A 25,600-nucleotide genomic window follows, 5' to 3' on the forward strand; every position below is an offset into this window, starting at 1 on the left:
CCCTGCGCATGGCCTCGCCGACGGGTGGCGCGCTCTTTGGGAGAATAGGGGCATGATTTCGATGGATGGCCTGCCGCGCGTGCTCGTCGTGGACGACGAGGAGCCGTTGGCGAGATTGGTGGCGAGTTACTTCGAGCGCGACGGGTTCGAGGTCGAGACGACGGGCAGCGGTCGCGAGGCGATCAACCTGACTCGGCAGCTTGACCCGGGCGTGATCGTCCTCGACCTCGGTCTGCCCGGGATCGACGGGGTCGAGGTCTGCCGCACGGTGCGCACCTTCTCGGACTTGCTACATCGTCATGCTCACAGCGCGGGTGGAAGAGGTCGACAAGCTCATCGGCCTGTCGGTGGGCGCCGACGACTATGTCACCAAGCCGTTCAGCCCGCGTGAACTCCTCGCCCGGGTGCGGGCCATGCTGCGCCGCCCGCGTTCGAGCCTTGACCCGGATGCGCAGACGAGACGGTTCGGTGCCCTGACGGTGGACGCTGCCGGCCGCGAGGTCCACCTGCACGCAGAGCCGGTGGAACTGACGCGCACGGAGTTCGACATGCTGGCCGCGCTGGCGGCCCGACCGCGGATGGTTTTCACCCGGCGCCAACTCATCGAGGCGGTCTGGGGTGAGGGCTGGGTGGGTGATGAACACCTGGTCGACGTGCACATCGGGCATCTGCGGCGCAAGCTCGGCGACGATCCCACCACCCCGATCTTCATCAAGACCGTCCGCGGGGTGGGGTACCGGATGGGCAGCGGCGAATGACACGGCTGTCGGGACTGGCTGCGCGCCTGCTCGCAGCCACGGCGGTTGTCGTGTTCGTGGGCTGGGCGACCGCCTGGGTGGTCGTGGCCGCCGTCGGCCCCGCCATCTTCCATGACCACATGATCCAGGGCCAGGCAAGTGAGCCCGGCGTGGTCCAACACGCCGGGGAGGCCTTCCAGTCCGCCTCGGCACTCTCCTTGGCCGGGGCGTTGCTCGCCGCCCTAGTCGCCTCTGTCGTGGTGAGCCTGTTCCTGGCTCGGCGGGTCAACGGCTCTCTGGTGGCGGCCACCGACGCCGCCCACCGCGTGGCAGCCGGCGATCATTCCGCTCGCGTGCCCCGGGTAGGGCTGGGCCGGGAGTTCGACGACCTGGCCGAGGCGTTCAACACCATGGCGACGGACCTGGCGGAGGTCGAGACAACCCGCACCCGGATGCTGGGGGACCTCGCTCACGAGATGCGCACCCCGCTGGCCACCCTCGACGGTTACCTCGAAGCCATCCTGGACGGGGTGCGCGGCGCCGACGAAGAGACGATCACGCTGCTGCGGGACCAGGTCGCCCGCTTGTCCCGGCTCGGGGAAGACATCGCGCTGGTGACCACGGCAGAGGAGGGCGGGCTGACGATGCACCGCCGGGAGGTCACCGTCACCGCCCTGCTCGCCGCGGCGCACGCCGAGGCGCAGGCGCGCTACCTGGAGCGTGGCGTCCGCCTGGAACGGGCGGTCTCGGCCGCAGCGGCACAAGCCCGGGTGGACGCCGACCCCGACCGGCTCGCGCAGGTGCTGACCAACCTGTTGGACAACGCCTTGCGGCACACCCCGGCTGGCGGACGAGTGGAGCTGAGCGCGGAACGACAGGGGCCGGCGGTCCTGCTCCGGGTGGCCGACGACGGAGAGGGCATCACGGCTGAACACCTCCCCCGCCTGTTCGACCGGTTCTACCGGGCCGACACGGCCCGGGACCGCGCCCACGGCGGGTCCGGGATCGGGCTCGCGGTCGTCGACGCCATCGTCCGCGCCCACGGCGGAACAGTCAACGCCACCAGCGCGGGACCAGGCCAGGGCGCCACGTTCACCGTGACGCTACCGGCGGACGGCTTCGCTACCGCCGCCGGGTGAGCGGTCTGCCGAGGGATGCTCGGCCGGCGGTGGGGCATCGGCGCCCCGGTGCGGGTGACCATGGGCGCCGTGGCCCATGAACATCATGCCGATCATCATCAGCGGGCAGGCGAGCAGGGCAGCCAGTGGAAGCGCTTCACCGAGCGAGCGGCCTGCGGCGAGCAGGGCCAACACGACCAGCGCAGCGATCCCTAGCATGCTGAGCAGGTGCGAACGATGGTTGGTGTGCATGGGATGCTTCTCCTTGATCGTCGGCGCGGACGGGGAAGATCGTCGCCACGGCCCAGATGCCGAGGGTGACATAGAGCAGGACGACCGCCGTGAGCGTCAACCAGATGGTGGGTGCCATGTCCGCTGCTCCTCGTTCAATCCCACCTTCGGGCACGTCGCTTGTGCTTCGGGTAGAGGAATGACGAAGAAACCCTGAAGCCTCCAGCCAGCCTCCGCCTCGGTGGAGGCCTGCCCGATGTCCGCTGGGCGAATCAGGACGGAATCGAGTCCACGCGCGACCGACAGCGCCTCGTTGCCCCTCCTGCCCCCGCCGAAGACTGCTGCATGAGGCGCGGCTCGCCACTGGTCCTGGATTTCCCCGGAGGTCCAGGATCTTTTCGGGCCCACGCGAGCGATGCTCCACGACCCCGGCCGAGATGGCGCACGACCTGGCTTGGTTCGCGGTGATCTTCCGGGTTCGGTCGCGAATGCTCACTGGTGGTCAGCTGGCCGGTGCACCCACGGTGGGCGGGTCACGCGGCGGGCCCTTCGATCGCGCGCGCCATGAAGGTCTCGACCGGATTCGATGAAGAGGTGATGAAGATCGGCCGCCCGGCTGGTGGCAGTTCCCGTGTTCTTGCTTCACTCGCAGGGAACCCTACGTCACCGTCTTTAGGAGCAGTTCCCCGTGAAGATCACCTCCCGCTTAGCCGCTGGTGCCAGCGCGCTTGCCCTCGCCCTGACCTTGGCCGCCTGCGGCAGTCCGCAGGACCAGGCTGACCCGACCGGGCCCGACACCGTGACCCAGGACCCGGGTGGGACGCAGACCAGCGGGCCGGCCGGTGAGGGGGAGATCGATCAGGCCCACAATGGCGCCGACACGATGTTCGCGCAGATGATGATCGTCCACCACGAGGGCGCCATCGAGATGGCCGACCTGGCCGTGAATCGGGCCGCCTCGGAGGAGGTCCGGACCTTGGCCGAGGGCATTTCCGCCGCCCAGGGGCCAGAGATCGAGCAGATGACCTCCTAGCTGGAAGCCTGGGGTGAGAGCACCACGCCGATGGACGACATGGAAGGTCACGGCGGCATGGACATGGATGGGATGAGCCAGGAGGAAGCCATGGCCGAACTCGAAGGACTATCCGGGACCGAGTTCGACCGGCGGTTTCTGGAGTTGATGATCGCCCACCACGAGGGCGCCGTAACCATGGCCGAGGACGAACTCACCGACGGGCAGAACGCACAGGCGCGCGAACTCGCACAGAAGATCATCGACGACCAGCAGGCTGAGATCGCCGAGATGGAGCAGCTGCACCAGACCCTGTGACCGCCCTCGGCTGGCGGCGGTCCGCCCCTCCCCCACAAACCCAAGGCGGGCCACCGCCCACCGCGCGAGGCGGCGGCATCGTCAAGTTCGGTGACCTTCAACGCGCAGGGGCACTTCCTGTGAACTTCCTGTGGCTGGCCATCGACAGCGAGCGAATTGCGGGAACCGATTCGCCGAACGAAGAGGAGAAACACGAGGAACTGACGTATGGACATGGATCAGGCCGAAAGACTCAGGACCGGCACCTGATTCGTGGCAGCCCTGGATCAGAGCGGGGCAGCACGCCGAAGGCGCTGGGACTGTACGGAATTGGCGAGGACGCCTACACCGGCCACCAGCAGATGTTCGACCTGGTGCACCAGATGCGCACCCGGATCATCACAAGCCCGGCTTTCGACGGCGACCGCGTGATCGGGGCCATCCTGTTCGAGGACACCATGGACCGGGACATCGAGGGAGTCCGGACAGCTGAGTACCTGTGGACGGTCAAGGGCATCGTCCCGTTCCTCAAGATCGATCGGGGCCTGGCCGCCGAGACCGACGGCGCCCAACTCATGAAGCCGATCCCCGACCTGGACGCCCTGCTGACCCGCGCCGCTGCGAGCAGATGCTTCGGCACCAAGATGCGCTCGTTCATCCGTCTCCCCGGTGCCAGCCTGACCCAGGTCGTCGCCCAGCAGTTCACCCTCGCCCGGCAGATCCTGCGTGCCGGCCTGGTTTCCATCGTCGAGCCCGAGGTGGACATCCACAGCCCCCGCAAGACCGAGGCGGAAAGGCAGCTCCGCACGGGTATCCGCGCCGAACTGGACCGGCTGGACCAGGACCAGGCAGTCATCCTGAAGCTGACCCTGCCTGAGGTCGACGACTTCTACCAGGAGTTCGTCGCCCATCCGCAGGTGGTTCGCGTGCTGGCGCTGTCCGGCGGCTACACCCGGGCCCAGGCCACTGCCCGACTGGCTCGAAATCACGGGGTGATCGCCAGCTTTTCCCGCGCGCTGACCGAGGGCCTGGCCATCGACCAGACCGACGAAGAATTTCGACGCCGTTCTGGACGAGGCGATCGAATCGATCGCCGACGCATCGCGCACCTGACCGCAGCCGCGGCGGGACGAGCGCCGGGGTGGAGCAACCGCGGGAGAAGGTCCAGCATCATCGCCGCGCCTCGCGCGTCCGCCCGGGCACGACGGCGTCTTCATCGAATCTTGACTGTTTCACAGCCAAAACCCCACCCCACCCGCCGTTACATGGAAGAGCGATACCACCTACCGGTATCGGGTTGCGGAAGGAGACGGCGGATGAGCACGGCGACGTATGAGGTCGAGGGCCTGACGTGCGGGGCCTGCATCGGCGAGGTGCTCGGGAAGGTCCTCGACCTCGCGGGTGTCGACGAGGCGACGATGGACCGCACCGCGGACGCGTACTCCCTGACCGTGGTCGGCGCCCCTGCCCCGGACATCGAGGGTGTGCGCGGGGCGCTGCGAGCCGGGGGCTTCACCGTGACAGTGCGTGAGTCGGAGGTGTGAGCGGTGAATCTCAACGACTGGCTGGTGGTGGGTGTGGCGCTGGCGGTGACGGTGCTACTGGGCTGGTACTTCTTCGGGCCGAAGAAGTCCCGCCGGGCCGAGGTGGCCGATGGTGTCCAGGAAGTGACCGTCACCGTCAAGGGCGGCTACAGCCCGGACCTGATCGAGGTCCAGCCGGGAGTGCCGGTGCGGCTGGTGTTCGACCGCCAGGAGAGCGGCGAGTGCTCCTCGCGGGTGGTCTTCCCCGACTTCAAGATCAATCAGACGCTGCCCGCGAACGCCCAGACGGCGGTGCAGTTCCTACCCGAGGTGCCCGGGGAGTACACCTTCGCCTGCGGGATGAACATGCTGCACGGGCGCGTGCGCGTGGTGGACCGGCCCGGACCTACCACGATGATCCCGACCGAGACGGCCGTCGCGGTGGCCGACCAACCCCGGCCGGTTACCGACGTGCCGACCGAGCCAGCGCCCGGTGTCCGGGTCGATGACGGAGTGCAGGTGGCGCAGGTCACGATCCGCGGCGGCTACCACCCCGACACCGTGCGGCTCGCCCCCGGTATGCCCACCCGGCTGGAGCTGACCCGCCAAGAGCAGGCGGCGTGCTCGGAACGGTTCGTGGTCCCCGCCCTCGGGGTGGACGTGGAGGTGCCCGCCTTCGCAACGACCACTGTCGAGCTGCCGGCCCTGCCGGAGGGCCGCCACGAGGTCACCTGCGGGATGGACATGCTGCACGGGGCCATCGACGTCGGTAACCACGACGACCGGGACCACGGTGATGCCCGGCACAGCGGAACCGGTGACCGCGCTACGCGCACTTCGCCGGGCGAGGACGCCGAGGTGCGGGAACGGGCCGCGGAGATCAGGGATCTGCGTCTCCGGGTCATCGTCGGCACCGTCTTGACGCTGCCGGTGCTGCTGGCGGTGATGGTCCACGAGTTCTTTGCGGCGACCTGGGTGCCCGAGGCGTTGCTGAACTCGTGGGTGCAGCTGGCGCTGATCACCCCAGTGTTTGTCTATACCGGCTGGCCGATCCACAAGACCGGATGGCTGGCGCTGTCACACCGCACCGCGGACATGAACTCCCTGATCACTCTCGGCACGATCGCGGCCTACGGGTACAGCCTGGTGGTGACCTTCGCCCCCGGCGCGGTACCCGTCGAGGCCCGCGAGGTGTACTACGAGGCGGTCGGGGTGATCCTGACCTTGATCCTGCTGGGCCGCTGGTTGGAGACCAAGGCCAAGGCCGGCACCGGAGAGGCGATCCGGGCCCTGATCGGGCTGCAGCCGCGCACCGCGCGGGTGGTCCGCCGCGGGGAAGAGTTCGAGATCGGGCTTGAGGACGTCCTCGTCGGCGACGTGGTCGTGGTCCGTCCCGGCGAGAAGCTGCCCGTCGACGGCGAGGTGGCGGAGGGCAGCTCGGCGGTGGATGAGTCGATGGTGACCGGGGAACCGATCCCGGTGACCAAGACGGTCGGGGACACGGTGATCGGGGCCACGATCAACCAGACCGGCGCGTTCCGGTACACCGCCACCAAGGTCGGGGCGGACACGATGCTCGCCCAGATCATCAGACTGGTCCAGGAGGCGCAGGGCTCCAAGGCCCCGATCCAGCGCCTGGTGGACAAGGTGTCCAGCTACTTCGTCCCGGCGGTCATCGCCATCGCGATCTGGACCTTCGTGGTCTGGGCGCTGGTCGGGCCAGCGCCGGCACTGGTGTTCGCCCTGGTCGCGGCCGTGTCGGTATTGATCATCGCCTGCCCGTGCGCACTCGGGCTGGCCACCCCGTTGTCGATCACCGTCGGCACCGGCAAGGGCGCCACGCACGGCATCCTCATCCGCTCCGCCGAGGCGCTGGAGACCGCGCATAAGCTGGACACGGTGGTGTTGGACAAGACCGGCACGATCACCCAAGGCGCCCCCACGCTGACCGACGTCCTACCGGCCGAGGGCTTCAGCGAGGCGGAGCTGCTCCGCCTGGTGGCGGCGGTAGAGCGCTCCTCCGAGCATCCGCTGGCCTCGGCGATCGTCGCCGGCGCGACCGAACGCGGCCTGGACCTGCCGGCGGCCACCGCCTTCGACTCGGTCACCGGGCAGGGCGTGCGCGCCCTGGTCAAGGGTCGTGAGGTCGCCGTCGGAAACCGGCGCCTGCTGGAGGGCGCCGGCGTGCGGGTCGAGGCGGCCGCGGCCGACCGCCTGGCGGCGGACGGCAAAACGCCGATGTTCGCGGCGATCGACGGCCGTTTCGCCGGGGTCATCGGCGTGGCCGACACCGTCAAAGACGGCTCCGCGGCTGCCGTGGCCGCGCTGCAGGCCCGCGGCATCGACGTGGTGATGATGACCGGCGACAACCGGGCCACCGCCGCCGCGATCGCCCGCCAGGTCGGCATCAGCCGGGTGGTCGCCGAGGTCATGCCGGAACACAAGGCCGCCGAGGTCCAGCGCCTGCAGGCCGAGGGCCGGGTGGTGGGGATGGTCGGAGACGGCATCAACGACGCTCCCGCCCTGGCCCAGGCCGACGTCGGCTCCGCGATCGGCACCGGCACCGACGTGGCGATCGAATCCTCCGACATCACCCTGATCTCCGGGTCGCTGTCCGGTCTGGTCACCGCGGTGGACTTGTCCCGGGCCACGATGCGCAACATCCGCCAGAACCTGGTCTTTGCCTTTATCTACAACGGCCTGGGCATCCCGATCGCCGCCGGGGTGCTCTACCCGACGCTGGGCTGGATGCTCAGCCCGATGATCGCCGCGGCCGCGATGGCCCTGTCCTCCCTGTCGGTGGTGACCAACGCCAACCGGCTGCGCGCCTTCACCCCCAAGCCGATCCCCGAGGTGACGCAGGTCCCCGCCACCGACCCGGTGGTGGAGGTCGGGCACGGGCCCGACGAAGAGAACACCCCCGAAGAGAAGGAGAAAATCATGTCCCAGAAGTCCACGACGGTCACCGATCCCGTCTGCGGGATGAGTTTCGAACCGTCAGCGGCGGCGTCGAGCACCGAACACGAGGGACAGACCTACTACTTCTGCTCCAGCCACTGCGCGCAGACGTTCACTGCCGACCCAGCCGCGTACACCGGAGCGGGGACGCCCTGACCCAGCTTCGCGCGGGGGCACTCGCACGCATGCGGGTGCCCCCGGAGAAAGGAAGACAGGCCAATGACAACCATCCAAGCCGTGCGGGACCCGAAAGACGACGTGCTCGTGCGGCTAGCGCGGATCGAGGGTCAGGTCCGTGGCATCGCGCGCATGGTCGAGCAGGACAAGTACTGCATCGACGTCCTCACCCAGGTCTCGGCCGTCAACCGGGCCCTGCAGGGGGTGGCGCTGGCCCTGCTGGAGGAACACATGAGTCACTGCGTGGTCGACGCCGCCCGCACCGGCGGCCCGGGACAGGACACCAAGCTCAAGGAAGCCTCCGCCGCCATCGCCCGCCTGGTGCGCAGCTAGCCGAGTTGCTCCGGCGAGGCGACAGGAGTGACCGACCCCGACCCACTGCCTCGCACCGGACCCGCACGCGAACGACGTATGTGCATCCCCCGCCGCCGGTTCGCCCCGCCATCCACAGATCAAGAACAGAGAACACGACCAAGCAGTCGACCGGGAGGTCACAATGAACGTTCAGGTTGCCGTCAACGGTTACGGCGTGATTGGCAAACGTGTCGCCGACGCGGTGCGCTCGATGCCGGACATGGAGTTGGTCGGGGTCGCCGATGTGGCCCCCGATTGGCGCATCCGCACCGCCGCCGAACTCGGCATCACGGTGTATGCCGCCACCGAGACGGCTGGCACAGCGATGCGCGAGGCCGGCGTGCCGGTGGCCGGCACCCTGACCGACCTGCTTGACCAGGTCGACGTCGTTGTCGACACCACGCCAAAGCGAGTTGCTGCCACCAACCTGCCCACCTACCAGGCCGCCGGGGTCAAGGTGGTGCTGCAGGGCGGGGAGTCCCACACCACGACGGGGCACTCCTTCGTCGCCCAGGCCAACTACGCCAGCGCGCTGGGCCGGGACATGACCCGGGTGGTCTCCTGCAACACCACCAGCATCGTGCGCGTCCTCGGCGCCCTGCAGGATGCCGGGCTGCTGGCCCGGGCCCGCGGGGTGCTGATCCGCCGGGCCACCGACCCCAGCGAGTCCCACGAGGGCGGGATCATGAACACAATGGTGCCCGAGGCCGCCATCCCCTCCCACCAGGGACCGGACGCCAAGACCGTCCTGCCCGAGTTGGACGTGGTGACCATCGCCGCCAAGGCCGCCCACACCCAGACCCACAACCACTTCTGGACGCTGCAACTGACCCGTCCAGCAGACCGGGAGGACGTCCTCCAGGCCCTGCGGTCGGCACCGCGGATCGCGTTCATCCGCATGTCCGACGGGCTGACGGCGCTCAACACGACCGTGGAACTCATGCGCGACCTGGGCCGGCCCCGCGGGGACATGTGGGAGGTCGCGCTGTGGGAGGACGTCCTCAGCGTCGACGGCGACGAGGCCTACCTGACCTACCAGGTCAACAACGAGGCCATCGTCGTCCCGGAGACCATCGACGCCATCCGCGCCCTGACCAGCACGGCCCGCGACGCCGCCACCTCCATCGGACTGACCGACGAGGTCCTCGGCATGCGGCAGGAGTTCCTGGCCGCTGCAGGTCTGCCGTCGGGCCGGACAGCGCAGGGCTGATCGAGTGAGGAGATAACCAATGTCAGAGGCAGACCCCAATAAGCGCCATCACCGGGGTGCGGACCGCGGATCGGGTGAGTCCATCCGTCGGAACGCTGGGCACCGTGCCGGCGAGCACCGAGATCCACCGACAGCACCTCCCGCTGCATCACGCGGGCGGAATCAGCTCACCGAGGCCCCGGCTCCGGGGCACGACGAGGTCGTGAGTCACCCCGGGCATGCAGCGCACGATCCGCAGCTTGGCCCGGATGATCATGCTGGGCACGACAAGCATGAAGGCCACACCCCGGAGATGTTCCGCAACCGGTTCTGGGTTGCACTCGTCCTGACACTGCCGGTCGTGTTCTGGGCCGAGCACATTCAAGAGCTGCTTGGCTACCAGGCGCCAGAATTTGCGGGTTCCACCTGGATTCCTCCGGTGCTGAGCACCGTGATCTTCATCTACGGAGGATGGATCTTCGTCCAGGGGGCCTGGCACGAGCTGCGGGCCCGGCTCCCGGGCATGATGACGCTGATCGCCCTGTCCATCAGCGTGGCGTTTGTGTTCTCGTGGGTGGTGCAGCTCGGGCTCCTCGATGCCGAGCCCCTGTGGTGGGAGCTGGCCACCCTGGTGACCATCATGCTCCTCGGGCACTGGGTGGAGATGCGTTCGATCGACCAAGCCCAGGGCGCGCTTCAGGAGTTGGCGAAGCTGCTGCCGGACCTGGCGACGCGCATCACCGACGGCGGCGAGGAGACCGTGGCCGTGGCGGAGTTGCAGGACGGCGACGTGGTGCTCGTGCGACCCGGTGAGAGCATCCCCGCTGACGGGGTCGTGCGACGCGGAACAAGCGAACTCAATGAGGCGATGATCACCGGGGAGTCCCGCCCAGTGAAGAAGAGCGAGGGGCAGGACGTCCTCGCCGGGACGATCAATGGCGAGGGTTCCCTGCGGGTGGAGGTGACCGGGACCGGAACGAACACCATGCTCTCGGGAATCATGCGGCTGGTCTCGGAGGCGCAGGGGTCGAAGTCCCGAGCCCAGCATCTGGCCGACCGTGCCGCTCAGCTGCTCACCGCGGTGGCCCTGGTTGCCGGCGTCTTGACCCTGATCGTGTGGCAACTCCTGGGGGCCCCTATCGACTTCTCCATCGTACGCGTGGTCACGGTGCTCGTGATCGCCTGCCCGCACGCGCTGGGCCTGGCCGTCCCGCTGGTGGTGGCGATCTCGACCACCCTCGGTGCCCAGAACGGGCTGCTGGTGCGCGATCGAAGGGGCCTGGAAGAGGCCCGCCTCTTGAACGTGGTGGTCTTCGACAAGACCGGCACCTTGACCCTGGGTGAGTTTCGCGTCGTGAATCTGGCGGTAGCGGATGGCGTCACGGAGGAGGACGCCCTACGGATCGCTGCCGGTGTCGAGGCGGAATCTCAACACCCCATCGCCCGGGGGATCGTCACCACGGCGCAGGACCGTGGAATCGACGTTCCCTCCCCAGAGGGGTTCCGCTCGATCACCGGCAAGGGCGTTGCGGCGTCGGTGGACGGAGCGGAGTACCACATGGGTGGACCCCGTCTTCTCGAGGCCGAGGAGGCACACGTGCCTGAGGCCCTGCGGGCGGCCGCGGCCCAGGCCTCCGAGCGGGGTCAGGCGGCCATCTACCTCCTTCAAGACGGCAAGGCCCTGGGCGTGTTCGTCGTGGCGGACGCCGTCCGCGAAGAGAGCCGTGAGGCAATCAGCGCGCTCCACGAGCGTGGTATCGAGGTGGCCATGCTCACCGGCGACTCGTGGCCAGTTGCCGACGCGGTGGCTGAGGAGCTGCAGATTGACACCGTGTTCGCCGAGGTGCTGCCCGAGGACAAGGCCTCAAAGATCCGCGAGCTGCAGCAGGAAGGCCGGAAGGTGGCCATGGTGGGCGACGGAGTGAACGACGCTCCGGCGCTGGCCACCGCTGACCTCGGGATCGCCATCGGCGCCGGAACTGACGTCGCCGTGGAAGCCGGTCACATCGTGCTTGTTCGGTCCGATCCCCGCGACATCCCTCGAATCGTCACATTGTCCAGGGCCACGTACCGAAAGATGATGCAGAACCTCTGGCTGGCAGCCGGGTACAACATCGTGGCCATCCCACTGGCAGCAGGGGTACTGGCCGGGTGGGGAATTCTCCTGACGCCAGCGCTGGGTGCGGTACTCATGTCGGCGAGCACCATCGTCGTCTCCCTCAACGCTCAGCTGTTGAGAAGGGTCGAGATGTAGATGGCCACCCCCGTCACCCCCGTCGTTGCCAGCGACCCCCTCGGCCGGGAGTCCGGAGCGCCGCGACCACCGCGCGCTGGCCGCATGATCTGGATCACCGCAGCCTGGGGCGCGTGCTTCGTGGCGATCGAGTGGGGCCTGCGGGACGCGCCCGTCCTGTGGTACGCCGCGCTGCGGGCCCTGCTCGCGGGTGCCGCGCTGGTCGCGCTGGGTGCTACTCAACGCCGCCCGGCACCGGCAGCGGCACGGGACTGGGCCTGGATCACGGTGCTGGGACTAGTGAACGTGACCGTCGCGTTCGCTGCGATGTTCGCCGGCGTCGACACCGGTGCGACCGGCACCGCGGCGGTGTTCGCGAATGCTCAGCCCCTGCTCATCCTGGTCCCCGCGTGGTGGCTGTACGGAGAGAAGCTGTCGGCCCGCACCAGTGCCGCACTGGGCCTGGGCTTCATCGGCCTGGTTTTGGTCGCGGTCCCTGGCGGCGGGGGCAGCGGGGCCGTGCTGTCGCTGGTGTCCGCCGCGGCGGTCACCGCCGGGACGCTGCTGTCCCGGCGCCTGCGCGGAGTCGATGTCGTGGTGTTCACCGGATGGCACCTGCTCGTCGGCGGGGCCGCCCTGGCGGTGGTGGCTGCGGTGGCGGAGGGACCTGCAGTGATCGTCTGGACCCCACGGTTCGTGCTCGCCCTGCTCTTTCTCGCCCTGGTCGGCACGGCGGCCACCACGGTGGCGTGGTTCGCGGAGGCGCGCCGTTCGCGCCTTGACACACTCACCGCCTGGACGTTCCTCACCCCGGTCGTCGGGATCGGGATCGGTTTTGCGGTGCTCGGCGAACGCCCGACTGGGTGGACCGCCGCGGGTCTGGTCGTGGTCCTGGCCGCCACGTGGATCGTGTTGCGGCGCCCGGCCCACCAGCGCCACACCGACCGACCGATCCGGCGCCGGCGGCGGACCCTCCGGTTGATCCCCATTACCGATCTGGAGGCGCGCGATGACCCGGACGACGACACACGAGCAGGGTCGACCGCCCGCACCAGCAGGCGCCACGCCCCCGCAGGAGGCGGTGATTTTCGACCTGGACGGCGTCGTCACCAACACCGCCACCGTGCACGCTGCCGCCTGGAAGCGCCTCTTCGACGAGGCGCTGGCCGACCCCCGGCTGGACGGCGGCCCGTACGCTCCCTTCGACGTCACCGAGGACTACCGGCGCTACGTCGACGGGCGCTCCCGCGAGGACGGCGTGGCCGCCTTTCTGGCCGCCCGCGGCATCGAGATCAAACCGGGCGCTGATGGCGGGGCGGCCGACGACTGGTCGGTACGCGGGCTCGCAGCACGGAAGAACCGGATCTACCTCGACCTGCTCGCCGAGCAGGGCGTGCGGGTGTTCCCCGGCACGGTGGACCTGCTGCAGCGTCTGCGGGCCGGTGGGGTGCCGGTGGGCCTGGTGACCGCCAGCCGCAACGCCGAACAGGTGCTGGCCGCGACCGGACTGAACGGGCTCTTCGACGTGGTCGTGGACGGCCGGCAGGCCGAGGAACTCGGTCTGCCGGGCAAGCCTGACCCCGCCATGTTCCTGCGGGCGGCCGAACGGCTCGGCGTCGACCCGGCCCGCGCGGCGGTGGTCGAGGACGCCGTCGCCGGGGTCCGTGGCGCCCGGGCCGGGGGGTTCGACCTGGTGGTCGGGGTGGACCGGGCCGGTGATCGTGCCGCCCTGGAGGCCGCCGGGGCCAGCATCGTCGTCACCGACGTCTCCGAACTGGACCTCGGGGCGCTGCGCGCCGACCCCTGGACCCTGGTCTATGCCGGGTTCGACCCGGCCCACGGGACCCACCGGGAGGCGCTGACCGCGCTGGGCAACGGGTACCTCGGCACCCGCGGGACGGCGCCGGAGCGGGCCGCGGACGGGGTCCACTACCCGGGCACGTATCTGGCCGGGGTGTACAACCGGCTGGTCACCACCGTGCACGGGCGGCAGGTCGAGGACGAGCACCTCGTCAACGCCCCCAACTGGCTGGTCCTGGACCTCCGCGTCGGCGACGGGCCGTGGTGGTCCGAGGGTGGTCTGACGGTCATGGACGAGCGCCGCGAGCTGGACCTGCGCCGCGGGGTGCTCACCCGCACCGCGGTGCTCACCGACCCCGCCGGACGGCGGCTGCACCTGACGCAGCGGCGTCTGGTGTCCATGGCCCGCCCCCACCTGGCCGCCCTGGAGACCACGCTGGTGGCACAGGGCTGGAGCGGCCCGGTCAGCGTCCGGTCCGGCATCGACGCCGGGGTGGTCAACGCCAACGTGGCCGAGTATCGGGCGCTGGCCAACCGTCACCTGCGCGTCCTGGGCGCCGACACTCTCGGCGACGGCTCCCTGCTGGTGGAAGTGGAGACCACGCAGAGCCGGATCCGGATCGCCACCGCAGCGCGCACCACCATCACCGGCGCGGCCGCTGCACCTCCCGTGCCCGAACTCGTCGGAGACCGGCACGCCCAGCTCTTCCAGTTCTCGCTCCGGGACCGCGTGCCGGTGACGGTCGACAAGACGGTCACGATGTTCACCTCCAAAGACCGGGCGATCGCCGCCCCCGCGCTGGCCGCAGCCGGTGAACTGGGCTGGGCGCGCGGCGGGTTCACCGACCTGCTGCCCGCCCACGAAAACGCCTGGGCGCGGCTGTGGGACCGCTTCGGCGTCACCCTGGACGCCGACACCCAGACCCAGCTGGTGCTGAACCTGCACGTCTTCCACCTGCTCCAGTCGCTCTCAGGACACACTGCCGGCGTCGACGCCGGGGTGCCCGCGCGGGGCCTGCACGGGGAGGGCTACCGCGGGCACGTGTTCTGGGACGAGTTGTTCGTCCTGCCCGTACTCACCGCCCACCAGCCGTGGGTGTCCCGGACACTGCTGGACTACCGGCACCGGCGACTCGACGCCGCCCGCCGCGCCGCCACCGCCGCCGGCCACCGTGGAGCCATGTTCCCCTGGCAGAGCGGCAGCGACGGACGGGAGGAAACCCCGGTCATGCTGTTCAACACCCGTTCCGGGCGGTGGATGCCGGACAACTCCCGCCACCAGCGCCACGTCGGGCTGGCCGTGGCCTACAACGCCTGGCAGTACTACCAAACCACCGGGGACACCGCCTGGCTCGCCCACCGCGGAGCAGACCTCATCATCGAGGTAGCCAGGTTCTTCACCTCCCTGGCCACCTACGACGGCACCGAGGACCGGTTCCACATCGCCGGCGTGATGGGGCCCGATGAATACCACGACAGCTACCCCGACGCCCCCGGGCAAGGCCTGGTCGACAACGCCTACACCAACGTGCTCACCGCCTGGCTCTGCACCCGCGCGCTCGACACCCTTCGGGTCACCCACGGCCAGGACTGCGACGAGTTGCGTGCACGGCTGGGCATCCGCGCCGACGAACTCGCCCGCTGGGAGCACCTCTCCCGGCGCCTGGCCGTGCCCTTCCACAACGGCGTGATCTCCCAGTTCGCCGGCTACGAGCACCTCGCCGAGCTGGACTGGGGCGCCTACCGCGACCGGTACGGCAACATCGGCCGCCTGGACCTGATCCTCGAAGCCGAGGGCGACACCACCAACCGGTACCGGCTCGCCAAACAAGCCGACGTGATCATGCTGCTCTACCTCCTGGGCCCCTCGGAGCTAATGGCCACGCTGGGGCGACTCGGCTACCCAGCCGACCAGAACCTGCTCGCCCGCACGGTGGACTACTACCTCGCCCGCACCGCCCACGGCTCCACCCTCAGCCGGGTCGTGCACGCCTCGGCGCTGGCCCAGATGGACACGCTGCGGTCCTGGGCCACCTTCCGGGAGGCGCTCGTCGCCGACCTCGACGACACCCAGGGCGGCACCACCGGAGAGGGCATCCACCTTGGCGCCATGGCCGCCACCGTCGACATCGTCACCCGTGCCTTCGCCGGACTGCGCACCGACGGCGACACCGTCGTCTTCGACCCCCACCTCCCGCGGGCCCTAGGCTCGGTGCGCTTCGGACTCGTGCACCGCGGCCAACACCTGCGCGTCACCCTCGACCACCACAGCCTCATCATCAATGCCGACCCGGGCACCACCAACTCCCAGCTGCTGGTTCGCCAGGGCGCGCGGACTGTGGCAATCCCCGCCGGGGGCACGGTCACCTTCCAGCCGAGGGAAAGCCACTAGCGAGACGTCAGGATGGATGGGCGCGGTGACGGGGTGCATGGCTCATCGACCACGCCATCTGACCGGGGCTTCTCGCCGGTGGTGGCGCGGACCGAATGTGTGCACCAGCGGCGTGATCCGATCGCCTATGACTGCGTGAAGCTGATCTTCGTACGGGCCGGGTCGGCGTGGTTGTTCAGCGAGTTCGGTGAACGTCCCATTCGGCTCGGGGATGCAGTACTTCTCGCGGCGAACACACTCTGTGGCGCCGAATCTGAGGACTGGATCACCACCACGACGCTGTACCTGAACCGGGACTACGTGGTGGACCAGGTGTTCTGGCAGCACGCCGCGATCCTGGCCGACCGTCTGGAGGCCAAGGACTTTCTCGCCGCCCGGTATGCCGAACCCGCTCAAGTGCTGCGGCTGGGTGAGCATCGCGTGGGGTGCCTGATGCCGTGGCTGGACGAACTCGGCCAGCTCAGTCTCGACGGGCCCGCCCCGGAGCGGTTCTACCGGATGCAGGCGCTGCTGTTCGCCGTCTTGGACGTGGTCTCTCCCTTCGTGGCGACCACGGCGGTGCGCCGGTCCCCGACTCAGCGCAAGGCCACCTGGCCCGGCACCCCGGCACTGCGGCGGCTGGCGCCCCTGCGAATCGAGGCCCGGACTGCGGCTGACTTGTTGCGCGAGCACCCGGCACGACCATGGACGCTGAGCGCGCTGGCTGACGTGGTGCATCTGTCGCCGTCCCAGCTCGGACGGGTCTTCGTCGAGGCCTACGGTCAAACCCCGATGACGTACCTGACCACGCTGCGGGCCGAACACCTGGCCCGGCTGCTGCGCGAGACCGACCTGCCGGTTGAGCAAGCGATGGCCCAGGTCGGCTGGCACAGCCGGGGCCACGCCGCTCGTCTGTTCCGCCAAGCGGTCGGGCTCACCCCTATACGGTACCGCCACCGCAGCCGGCAGGGCACTTCCGACTGACCGCGTGATTCGTGTTAGCGCATCTTCGATACGCGGATCGGCATCATCGGCCCCTCCCGGCCCACGGCCGGACTTCGGTTTGGTAGGCCGGTAAGGACTTGTCGGGTTCACCGCTGCGCCTGACGGCCACCCCGTCGTTGTCCGTCTCATCCGTGCTGGTGGTCCCGGCGTACCTGATGGTCACCGAGCCTGTTCGGCCCGGTGACCAGGGTAGCGGGAGGAGACGGCGACGATGGCCACGACACGGGAGAACGCTCAGGCGGCCCGCGAGGCGAAGCTCGACGAGCTGCACGAACGGCTGACCGGTGCGGTCGACCAGCTCGTGTCCGGGGAGGACTGGGCGCGGGCGCTCGCGTTCGCGGCACGGTTCAGGGCCAGATCGTTCTCGAACACGCTGCTGATCTGGGCGCAGCACCAAGCGGCCTTCGAGGCGGGCCGGGTACCGGAGCCGATGCCGTCGTATGTGGCCGGGTACCGGCAGTGGCAGACTCTGGGGCGGCAGGTCGAGAAAGGGCAGTCCGGGTACCAGATTCTGGCCCCGGTCACCGGCCGGTTCGCCTCCTCGAATCCAGCGGATGCGGAGTCGTGGCGGCGCCTGGGCAAGGGTGAGAAGCCGCGGCCGGGCGAGGTGGTCCGGTCGAAGATGATCACCGCCAAGCCTGCCTACGTGTGGGATGCCTCCCAGACCTCCGGGGAGCCGATCCCGGAGCCGCCGGCGCCGACGCTGTTGGAGGGTGAAGCTCCCACCGGTCTGTGGGACGGGTTGGCCGATCACGTGCGCGCGCAGGGGTTTGCGGTGCTGCGGGTGCCGCACGAGGGCATGATCCACGGCGCCAACGGGGTCACCGATTACACCGCGAAGACGGTGGCGATCCGGGAGAACATGGACCCTGCCGCGCAGGTGAAGACGCTCGCCCACGAACTGGGTCACGTCCTGCTGCACGGCCCCGACAACGACGAGGCGCGTCAGCATCGTGGCATCGGGGAGGTCGAGACGGAGTCGGTCGCGCTGATGATCGGCGCCGCCCACGGCATGGACACCTCCGGGTACACGATCCCGTACGTGTCCACGTGGGCCGCGCGGGTGGATGGCAAAGAGCCCGGCGAGATTGTCAAGGCCACCGGGGAGCGGGTCCGCAAGACGGCACTGTCGATCCTGGAACGGCTCGACACCGCACAGGTGACCGACGGCGCCCCGCCCGGCCTGGACCGCGACGCACCACAGCGCGAGGAGACCTCCCGCACTCAGCCGACCCACGAGGTCCCGGCATCGCGCCAGGTGACGCCGCTGCCCGAGCCCGAGACCCGGACGGTCACCGCGTCCGCGACAACACCGGCGAGGGCATTGTGACGGCCGCGGTAGACGCGGTCGCCAGCGTGCTCAGACACGCCGCCGACCCGCGGCCGGTCTCGGTCGTGGCACGGGAACTGGCCGCCGCCGGGGTGCCGGTGTTCCCGTGCCTGCCCGGCGGCAAGCGTCCCCTGACGACGCATGGTTTCCACGACGCCAACACCGACCTCGAACAGATCACAGCGTGGTGGCACAAGCATCCGGAAGCGAACCTCGCCGTGCCCACCGGCGCGGCGTCCGGGGTGGTGGTGGTCGATGTCGACGTGCACGGGCCCGTCGACGGCTACCGGGCGTTCGAGCGCGCCCACAGGACGGGGCTGGTGTCGGGGTGGCAGCTTCTCGTGGCGACGCCCTCGGCTGGGATGCACGCCTACTACCCGGCCACCCCAGACCGGGAACAGCGGTCGTGGCAAGCCGCGCGCGCCGGGATCGACTTCCGTGGTGACGGCGGGTACATCGTCGTCCCACCCTCGACCGTGTCCACCGCCGGTACGAGCGCCGGCTACCGGGTGCGGCGGATCAACAGCGGGGCGACGTCGGTGCTCGATGCCGACCGTCTGCGGGAGTTCCTCGATCGCCGTCCCACGTCCTCCGGCAGGTCGGGCCGGGAGGTGGAACGGTCAGCGGATGTGTCGCGCCTGGCGGCGTGGGTCGCCGGCCGCGGCGAAGGAGAACGCAACCGAGGCCTGTTCTGGGCCGCCTGCCGCCTCGCCGAGAACAACATGCCGGCGCCGGAAGCGCTGGAGGTGCTCGCGGCCGCAGCCACGGAGGCGGGACTGGGTGAGCGAGAGATCACCGCGACCGTCCGCTCCGCCTACTGCACCGTCCAACCCCGCCCCCAGACCTCCTCACAGGTCCAGGGCGGCTTGTCGCCGGCAACGGATAGTTGGTTCAGTCGGGAGGCGACCGTGCGGCCCTCCCCTCCGGTGCGGGGGCTGTCATGACCGTCCATGCCGGCACGGGGCGGAGGAGCCGGCACTGGGCGGTGGTCACCGCCGTGGCCGGGACGGTGTTCATCGCCGCCGGCGCGTTCTGGCTGTCGTTCACAGCGCTGGCCGATCTCGCCGCTCGCTCCGGCGTTGGCGGCTCGCAGGCGTGGGCGTGGCCGCTGATCGTCGACGGCATCATCGTCGTCGCCACCGTCGCCGTCGTCGCCCTGGCCGGTCAGCGGTCGGCGTGGTACCCGTGGGCGCTGCTGATCGGCGGCGCTGCCGTCTCCGTGACCGCCAACGCCCTCCACGCCGTCGTCGCCGCGGATGCCGATGTCCCCGGGGTGCTGGCCGCGGCCGTCGCCGCGGTGCCGCCGGTGGTGCTGCTGGCGATCACCCACCTGACCGTCATCCTCACCCGACCCCAACGGAACACCGACGCATCCGTGTCCCACGACGACACCGTGGCCAGTGACACGTCCGCGTCCATCAATGAAGCCGGGTGGGGCGGGGTGCCGGCGCCGGAGTTGGGAGCGGAGCAGTCAGCAGAGGCTCAAACGGTCGTCACGTTGCCGGCGCCAACGCCGGAAGCGATCGACCCGGCATCGGCGCACGAGAGCGCCGAACCGTCGGTCGACCCCCGGGCGGTCCTTACCGATCGGCGTGCCCGAGCAGCGGAGCTGCGCGGGCAGGGGTGGTCGAACAAGAAGATCGCGCGAGAACTCGGCGTGCATCCCTCCACCGTGGGCCGCTGGTTCACCGCGGCGCACCTTCCCGACAGCACCGATGTCGAGGAGGCGACCCCATGAGTTCCGAACACGACCACGATCCCCGGCGGCCCGACGCCGACGAGCGGGTACCCGAGCAGGACTCCGCGCGCACGTCGGCGGAGTCTGTCGAGAAGAGCGAGGCACCGGACGCGGTCCGGGCAACACGGGCCTCCCACCGACGCGGAGCCGAACGGCAGACACCAGCGGCGGAATCGAGGCGGGCGCGGGGTGTGGAGTGGGTGCGGCCCACGGACCTCATCGCCCGCCACGGGGCGGCCCTCGCCGGGCGGGGTATCGACTTCGAGGTAGAGCTGGCCCGCCGCACCGGCACCCCGATCGCCACTGGTGCCCGCCGGCTGGGTGAGCGGGCACGCCGGCTGCCGCCCTTGTCGGCGTTCGGCCGCGGCAGCTCGGGGCAGGTCGCTCCGTCCCGGCTCGGTGTCGGGATGAGCTGAGGAGGGCGGTGACAAGCGATGCGGATGCCAGCAGGAACGGAGCGTGGGGATGGGGTGTGCACCTGCTTGTCAGGAGGTGCCCTGACCATGACCGAGAACACCCACCCCACCACCGCCCCAGCGGCAGCTGCTGACCGCGCGGACTTCACGACCGGTGAGGGCCTGCGCGCCGTGCTGCACCGGCTCGACCACGGCGGCCGGCGCGCCTGGCAGCACGATGCGCAAGCGGCGGAGCTGATGGCGTTCACCGCGGAGAAGTACGCGTCGCTGGCGCGCAAGCATGGGCTGGACCCGTGGGAGGCCGCGTCGGCGGCGTTCGACGTGATGCACACCCGGGCCGCCCGCGAGGCGCACGATCCGTGGGCGGTGGTCACGCACGCGGTGCGGATCACCTGCATCTTCGAAGAACGCGCCCAAGGACTGCTGTGCTCGGTCCATCAAGCCCGCCGCCCCCACATCTCCGCGTTCCACGACCCCGAACGGTTCTCCGACCGCGAGACTCCGCTGACCGACTACCACCCCGCTTTCCACATCCCCGCCGCCGACGCACCGGACGCTCCCGAGACACCGGCATCGGCGCGGGCCAGCACCTCGGCGGGCTCGGCCGTCGACGACGCGATCGCGCTGTTCACGCTGCTGGACTGGCCGCCCGACACGGCGCGGGCTGCGGTCGAGCACGTGTGCGGAGCGCTCACCCGGGCCGGCACCCGACAGACCGCCCACGAGGCGTTGCGTCGCGACAAGCATGCCCGCGCCCTGCTCGACATCCCCGGCCACTCCTGGACCGCGCTGTTGAAGGCCCTGCTCGGCCACCCCCACCCGGCCTACACCGCTACTGGCCTTGGCCGGGGTGTGCTGCTGCGCCTGCTGATCGGCGAGAGCCTGCCGGTGTTGCTGCGCGACGACGACCTCGTGCTCTCGATCTCGCTCGCCGCCCCACGCCGCCGTCGGAACCACGCCGATGACACCCATGGTGGTGCGTGATGAGCGCGCCGGCGGGGTCCATCGAGCTGGAGCGCACGGTCGCCTCGATCCAGATCGGCCACCGGAACCGCACCGAGTTGGGCGACATCGACGCACTCGCCGCCTCCATCGCCCGCGACGGTCTCCTGCAACCCATCACCATCACCCCCGACGGCGTCCTCGTGTGCGGGGCTCGCCGGTTGGCCGCGATCCGGCAGCTTGGTTGGAAGACCGTCAATGTCTGGGTCCGCTCGGGTATCTCCGACCGCCTCGGCCACCTCCTCGCCGAGCAGGATGACAACGTCCTGCACAAGCCCCTGACCCAGCTCGAAGCCGCCGCCCTGTACCGGGAACTGAAGCAGGTCATGGCCGAGGACGCCGCCCGCCGGCAGGCCGCGACCCGGTTCAGTGCGCAGCGGCAGCCCGGGGACGACGGTGCGGGAAACTTTCCCGCACCGTCCGACCAAGGGCGGGCCAGCGAGCAGGCTGCCGGGATGATCCCCGGCAGCGCGTCCTACAAGACGCTGGACAAGATCAGCTACCTCCAGCACATCGCCGAGGACCCCGCTCAACCCGACGAACTACGCCAGGAGGCGGCGACCGCGCTGGAGCGCATCGACGCCGGCAACCCCGTCGACCCGCTCTACCGGGAGATCCGGGAACAGGCCGACACCGCACGCGGTGACCGCGACGCGGACCTGCACCAGCTCGCCGCCGACGCGCTGGCCCGCATCAAGGCGACGACACCACAGAGACGCACCCCGCGATCCACTCCAGCAGCTGGTCAGGATGATGGTGAGACGGTGCGGTATCCGGTGCGGGCGTTCGTGCTTACCTGGAGCGAACTGGTCGACTGGTGGACCCACTACGACCTCGACCAGCTCGCCGCTGAGCTGACCGACGAGCAGATCGACTCCTTCCTCGCCACTGCGGACGGCACTAGCCGATTCGGGGAGCAGCTGCGCGCCGCGCGCAACCGTCAGCGCGGCGATGACCCGGCGCCAGGCCGCGGCCACCTCCGCGCCCTCTGACCATGCCGATCACATGGGCGCGCGGGTGCACCTACGGGGCATGAAGACTCCTGAGCTGTCCGATGCTCGCTCCCGTCACCGCATGATCGCGGTGCTCGCCGCCCTGGTGGCCGTCCTCGTGCTGGCCGGGGTCGGCGTCTACGGCCTGCTGGCCGGACCACCCGCCAGCACCGAGCCCGGCAGCGATGAGAGCAGCGGGCCGGGGCCTGTTGTCACCGTGCCCAGCGAGCCGGTACCCACCCAGGCACCCCGCCTTCCCGTGCTACGGCCCTCAGCTGATCCGGCGACGTTCGCCGGCAATGTCGCCTCGGCGCTGTTCAGCTGGGATACCGCCAGCGGGTTCATGCCCCTGGACTACACCGCCGTGATCCTGGCCGTGGGTGACCCGTCGGGTGCGGAACAGGCCGGGCTCGCCGCTGACATCGCCACTTACCTCCCCTCCCGGGAGGCCTGGGTGGAACTGCGCCAGTACGCCACGACCCAGCACCTGACCATCGACACCATCTACGTCCCCGACGCGTGGAGTGACGCCGTGGCGCAGGCACAGCCCGGGCAGCTTGCCGAGGGCACTATCGCGTACACGATCGAGGGCACCCGGCACCGCACCGGCCTCTGGAACGACCAGGCCGTCACCTCCGAGCATCCGGTGGCGTTCACCGTGTTCATCGTCTGCGCGCCGACCTACGACACCTGCCACCTGCTGCGGCTGTCCCAGCTCGACAACCCCCTGCGCTGAACGACAAGGGGTGCCCACAGTGTTGAAGAAGCTCGGTATCGTCGCCCTGGCCCTGGTGCTGCTCGGCCCCTCGCTCGGGCTGATCGGCGTCGGTCTGGTGATGAACCCGGCCGCGTCGGCCACCTGCACCGTGACCGGCACGAACGTCACCATCGGGGACGTCCCCAACTCGTTGACCGTGACCACCGCCAACGGTGAGACCTTCACCCTGAACAGCACCCAGCTGACGCACGCGGCCACCATCATCGCGACCGGCTCCGGCATCGACGGAGTGACCAGCGACGGCCTGGTGATCGCGCTAATGGCGGCCCTGACCGAGTCCACCCTGCGGATGCTGTCCAACACCTCCGCGTATCCGGAGTCGGCGAACTACCCCAACGACGGTGACGGCTCCGACAACGACTCGCTCGGCCTGTTCCAGATGCGCCCGCAATCGGGGTGGGGCACCGTCGCCGACCTGATGGACCCCGTCTACCAGGCGCGGGCGTTCTTCGGCGGACCCGACGGGCCGAACTACCCCTCACCGCGCGGGCTGCTGGATATCCCCGGCTGGGAACAGATGGACAAGGGCGAGGCCGCCCAAGCCGTCGAAGTCTCCGCCTACCCCGACCGCTACCGCAACTACGAGCCCGTCGCCGAAACCATCTTCACCACCCTCACCACCAGCGCGAGCCCAGCAACTGGCGACGCGGCCATGCCAGCAGCGCAGACGGTCACGGCGGAGTCCTCCCGGGTGGTGTTCCCGGTACCCGAAGGCACCTGGGTGCTCACCAGCGAATACGGGCCGAGGGTCCATCCGATTTCTGGGGAGAACTCGTTTCACACCGGCACCGACTTCGCCGCCCCGGACGGCACGCCGATCCTCGCCGCCGCCGACGGCACCGTCACCATCGCGGAGTTCTCCGGCGGCTACGGCGGCCTCGTCGTCATCGAGCACCAGATCGCCGGGCAGACGGTGGCGACCGCGTATGCGCACATGTGGGAGCACGGCATCCACGTCACCGCCGGCGACCAGGTGAGCGCCGGGCAGCACATCGGCGACATCGGCTCCTCCGGCAACAGCACCGGCCCGCACCTGCACTTCGAAGTCCGGCAAGGGGGCACCGACGGAGAGCACACCGACCCCGCCGCCTGGCTCAACGCGCATGACGCCGCCGACCTGCCCGAACCCGAGACCGGCGCCCCCGCCGGCTGCGACCCCGCCACCGCGCCGCCCGGCGGTGACCCTGACCCGATCGATGGCGACCCGGACGCGCTCGTGGATGACCCCATCTCCGGCGGGCAGATCACCACCCGGATGCTGCACCTCTACACCCAGGGCATCGCGGCGTTCCCCGACACGTCCTGGGCGTGCTACTCACCCCGGCCCGGCACCCGCTCCGAGCACCCCCTCGGCCGCGCCTGTGACCTCACCTTCGGCAACGCCATCGGCCAGCACCCCACCCCCGCCCAGCTCGAAGCCGGCTGGGCCGTGACGAACTGGATGAAAGACCACGCCGAGGTCCTCGGCGTGGAATACCTGATCTGGCAAGGCCGCATCTGGTCCCTCGCCCGCGACGCCGAGGGGTGGCGTGACTACACCGGCGGCGGCATGCACGACCCCGACGACGTCACCGGCGGCCACTACGACCACCTCCACATCACCGTCCGGACAGGGAGCTGAACGGCATGGACGTCTTCCCCGACTTCGACGGAATCGGCGGGATCGGCGACCTGCGTGCGGTGATCGGAGCGCTGCTGACGTTCGTGCTCATCACCGCCGTCCTGATGCTCATCGTCTCCGCCATCATCTGGGCCGTCGCTGCCGCGAACGGCAACTACAGCGCAGCCGGCAAGGGCCGCACCGGTGTCCTGGTCGCCCTCGGCACCGCGGTCCTGGCCGGTGCCGGCGTGGCGTGGATGAACTGGCTCATCGAACTCGGCCAGCAACTCTGATCCCTGCACACGCTCGAAACGGCCGCCGCGGACCGCCCTGGGGATTGTCGCGCACCTGATCTGCGAACCCATCCGTGTTCCCCGCCCGGAAAGGGCGGGTTCGCTCGTCAGGAGACTCACCGTGTTCGATCTCATCACCGCTCTGCCGGCGCTTCTGCCGATGGATGTCGACATCACCCCCAACGATGACGGCCTGCCCGGCATCGCCCAACTGCGCACCATCGTCGGCGCGGTGATGACCATCGGCCTGATCCTGTCCGTCCTCGCGCTGATCATCTCCGCCATCGTGTGGGGATTCGGCGCCAACTCCTCCAACCCGCACTTGGCCGGCCGCGGGAAGGTCGGCGTCCTCGTCAGCTGCGGGGCCGCGGTGATCTGCGGCGCCAGCGTGACGTTGATCAACTTCTTCTGGGACGTCGGCCAGCAGGTCTGACCACCCGCTGACC

19 protein-coding genes and 4 pseudogenes are annotated in these 25,600 nt (G+C 69.9%); 22 read left to right on the forward strand and 1 reads right to left on the reverse strand.

Annotated elements, in window-relative coordinates:
• The first annotated feature begins 52 nt into the window (after window positions 1–52).
• Window positions 53–758 (forward strand): annotated as a pseudogene (locus tag PWF70_RS17615) (response regulator).
• Entirely contained in the window at window positions 755–1,876 is a 1,122-nt protein-coding gene (locus PWF70_RS17620) for a sensor histidine kinase (RefSeq protein WP_242896772.1), read from the forward strand. The pseudogene PWF70_RS17615 and the gene PWF70_RS17620 overlap by 4 nt, the downstream one beginning before the upstream one ends.
• On the opposite strand, the gene PWF70_RS17625 is transcribed toward PWF70_RS17620, so the two are convergent.
• On the reverse strand, window positions 1,841–2,107 hold the full coding sequence (locus tag PWF70_RS17625; protein WP_286352695.1) for a DUF2933 domain-containing protein: 267 nt from the start codon (window positions 2,105–2,107) through the stop codon (window positions 1,841–1,843). The two genes, PWF70_RS17620 and PWF70_RS17625, sit on opposite strands and share 36 nt — an antisense overlap.
• Before the next feature lie 862 nt (window positions 2,108–2,969).
• Between PWF70_RS17625 and PWF70_RS17630 the strand changes: the two are divergent.
• From PWF70_RS17630 to PWF70_RS17725, 20 genes and pseudogenes are all read left to right on the forward strand, one after another.
• A pseudogene (locus tag PWF70_RS17630) lies at window positions 2,970–3,416 on the forward strand (DUF305 domain-containing protein).
• A gap of 252 nt (window positions 3,417–3,668) precedes the next feature.
• Window positions 3,669–4,508 (forward strand): annotated as a pseudogene (locus PWF70_RS17635) (fructose bisphosphate aldolase).
• A 203-nt stretch (window positions 4,509–4,711) separates the two neighbouring features.
• Complete coding sequence (locus PWF70_RS17640; RefSeq protein WP_094452566.1) at window positions 4,712–4,939, forward strand: heavy-metal-associated domain-containing protein; 228 nt, start codon at window positions 4,712–4,714, stop codon at window positions 4,937–4,939.
• A gap of 3 nt (window positions 4,940–4,942) precedes the next feature.
• Complete coding sequence (locus tag PWF70_RS17645; RefSeq protein ID WP_286352696.1) at window positions 4,943–8,032, forward strand: heavy metal translocating P-type ATPase; 3,090 nt, start codon at window positions 4,943–4,945, stop codon at window positions 8,030–8,032.
• A 63-nt stretch (window positions 8,033–8,095) separates the two neighbouring features.
• Entirely contained in the window at window positions 8,096–8,386 is a 291-nt protein-coding gene (locus tag PWF70_RS17650) for a metal-sensitive transcriptional regulator (RefSeq protein WP_119076097.1), read from the forward strand.
• A 163-nt stretch (window positions 8,387–8,549) separates the two neighbouring features.
• Window positions 8,550–9,617 carry a type II glyceraldehyde-3-phosphate dehydrogenase gene (locus PWF70_RS17655; RefSeq protein ID WP_094452572.1) on the forward strand — a complete coding sequence of 356 codons (1,068 nt, stop codon included), beginning with the start codon at window positions 8,550–8,552 and terminating at the stop codon, window positions 9,615–9,617.
• A gap of 202 nt (window positions 9,618–9,819) precedes the next feature.
• Window positions 9,820–11,850, forward strand: coding sequence for a copper-translocating P-type ATPase (locus PWF70_RS17660; RefSeq protein WP_286352697.1), 2,031 nt, complete (start codon window positions 9,820–9,822; stop codon window positions 11,848–11,850).
• An 84-nt stretch (window positions 11,851–11,934) separates the two neighbouring features.
• Window positions 11,935–12,732: pseudogene (locus tag PWF70_RS17665) on the forward strand (DMT family transporter); the annotation flags it as partial.
• 178 nt (window positions 12,733–12,910) lie between these two features.
• Window positions 12,911–16,021: a beta-phosphoglucomutase family hydrolase gene (locus tag PWF70_RS17670; protein ID WP_286352698.1), complete on the forward strand. Its 3,111-nt coding sequence runs from the start codon at window positions 12,911–12,913 to the stop codon at window positions 16,019–16,021.
• Window positions 16,022–16,054: 33 nt separating this feature from the next.
• Complete coding sequence (locus PWF70_RS17675) at window positions 16,055–16,984, forward strand: helix-turn-helix domain-containing protein (protein ID WP_286352699.1); 930 nt, start codon at window positions 16,055–16,057, stop codon at window positions 16,982–16,984.
• A 232-nt stretch (window positions 16,985–17,216) separates the two neighbouring features.
• A complete protein-coding gene (locus tag PWF70_RS17680; RefSeq protein WP_286352700.1) occupies window positions 17,217–18,335 on the forward strand; it encodes an ArdC-like ssDNA-binding domain-containing protein in 1,119 nt (372 codons plus the stop codon).
• Complete coding sequence (locus PWF70_RS17685; RefSeq protein WP_119076111.1) at window positions 18,332–19,279, forward strand: bifunctional DNA primase/polymerase; 948 nt, start codon at window positions 18,332–18,334, stop codon at window positions 19,277–19,279. Before PWF70_RS17680 ends, PWF70_RS17685 begins: the two co-directional genes overlap by 4 nt.
• A complete protein-coding gene (locus tag PWF70_RS17690; protein ID WP_205547911.1) occupies window positions 19,276–20,073 on the forward strand; it encodes a DUF2637 domain-containing protein in 798 nt (265 codons plus the stop codon). The genes PWF70_RS17685 and PWF70_RS17690 overlap by 4 nt, the downstream gene beginning before the upstream one ends.
• Window positions 20,070–20,489, forward strand: a complete 420-nt coding sequence (locus PWF70_RS17695) for a hypothetical protein (protein ID WP_119076115.1) — start codon at window positions 20,070–20,072, stop codon at window positions 20,487–20,489. The genes PWF70_RS17690 and PWF70_RS17695 overlap by 4 nt, the downstream gene beginning before the upstream one ends.
• 87 nt (window positions 20,490–20,576) lie before the next feature.
• A complete protein-coding gene (locus tag PWF70_RS17700) occupies window positions 20,577–21,473 on the forward strand; it encodes a hypothetical protein (protein WP_286352701.1) in 897 nt (298 codons plus the stop codon).
• Entirely contained in the window at window positions 21,473–22,483 is a 1,011-nt protein-coding gene (locus tag PWF70_RS17705) for a ParB N-terminal domain-containing protein (RefSeq protein WP_286352702.1), read from the forward strand. The genes PWF70_RS17700 and PWF70_RS17705 overlap by 1 nt, the downstream gene beginning before the upstream one ends.
• A 40-nt stretch (window positions 22,484–22,523) precedes the next feature.
• Window positions 22,524–23,219 (forward strand): hypothetical protein, encoded by a 696-nt coding sequence (locus PWF70_RS17710; RefSeq protein WP_119076147.1) that lies wholly within the window; start codon window positions 22,524–22,526, stop codon window positions 23,217–23,219.
• 10 nt (window positions 23,220–23,229) lie between these two features.
• Window positions 23,230–24,882, forward strand: coding sequence for a M23 family metallopeptidase (locus tag PWF70_RS17715; RefSeq protein ID WP_286352703.1), 1,653 nt, complete (start codon window positions 23,230–23,232; stop codon window positions 24,880–24,882).
• Between the two features lie 5 nt (window positions 24,883–24,887).
• Window positions 24,888–25,154, forward strand: coding sequence for a DUF6112 family protein (locus PWF70_RS17720; RefSeq protein ID WP_286352704.1), 267 nt, complete (start codon window positions 24,888–24,890; stop codon window positions 25,152–25,154).
• Window positions 25,155–25,275: 121 nt separating this feature from the next.
• Entirely contained in the window at window positions 25,276–25,587 is a 312-nt protein-coding gene (locus PWF70_RS17725) for a DUF6112 family protein (protein WP_019158359.1), read from the forward strand.
• The last annotated feature ends 13 nt before the right edge of the window (window positions 25,588–25,600 follow it).

Source organism: Gordonia sp. Swx-4, assembly GCF_030316175.1.
Lineage (GTDB): Bacteria > Actinomycetota > Actinomycetes > Mycobacteriales > Mycobacteriaceae > Gordonia > Gordonia alkanivorans.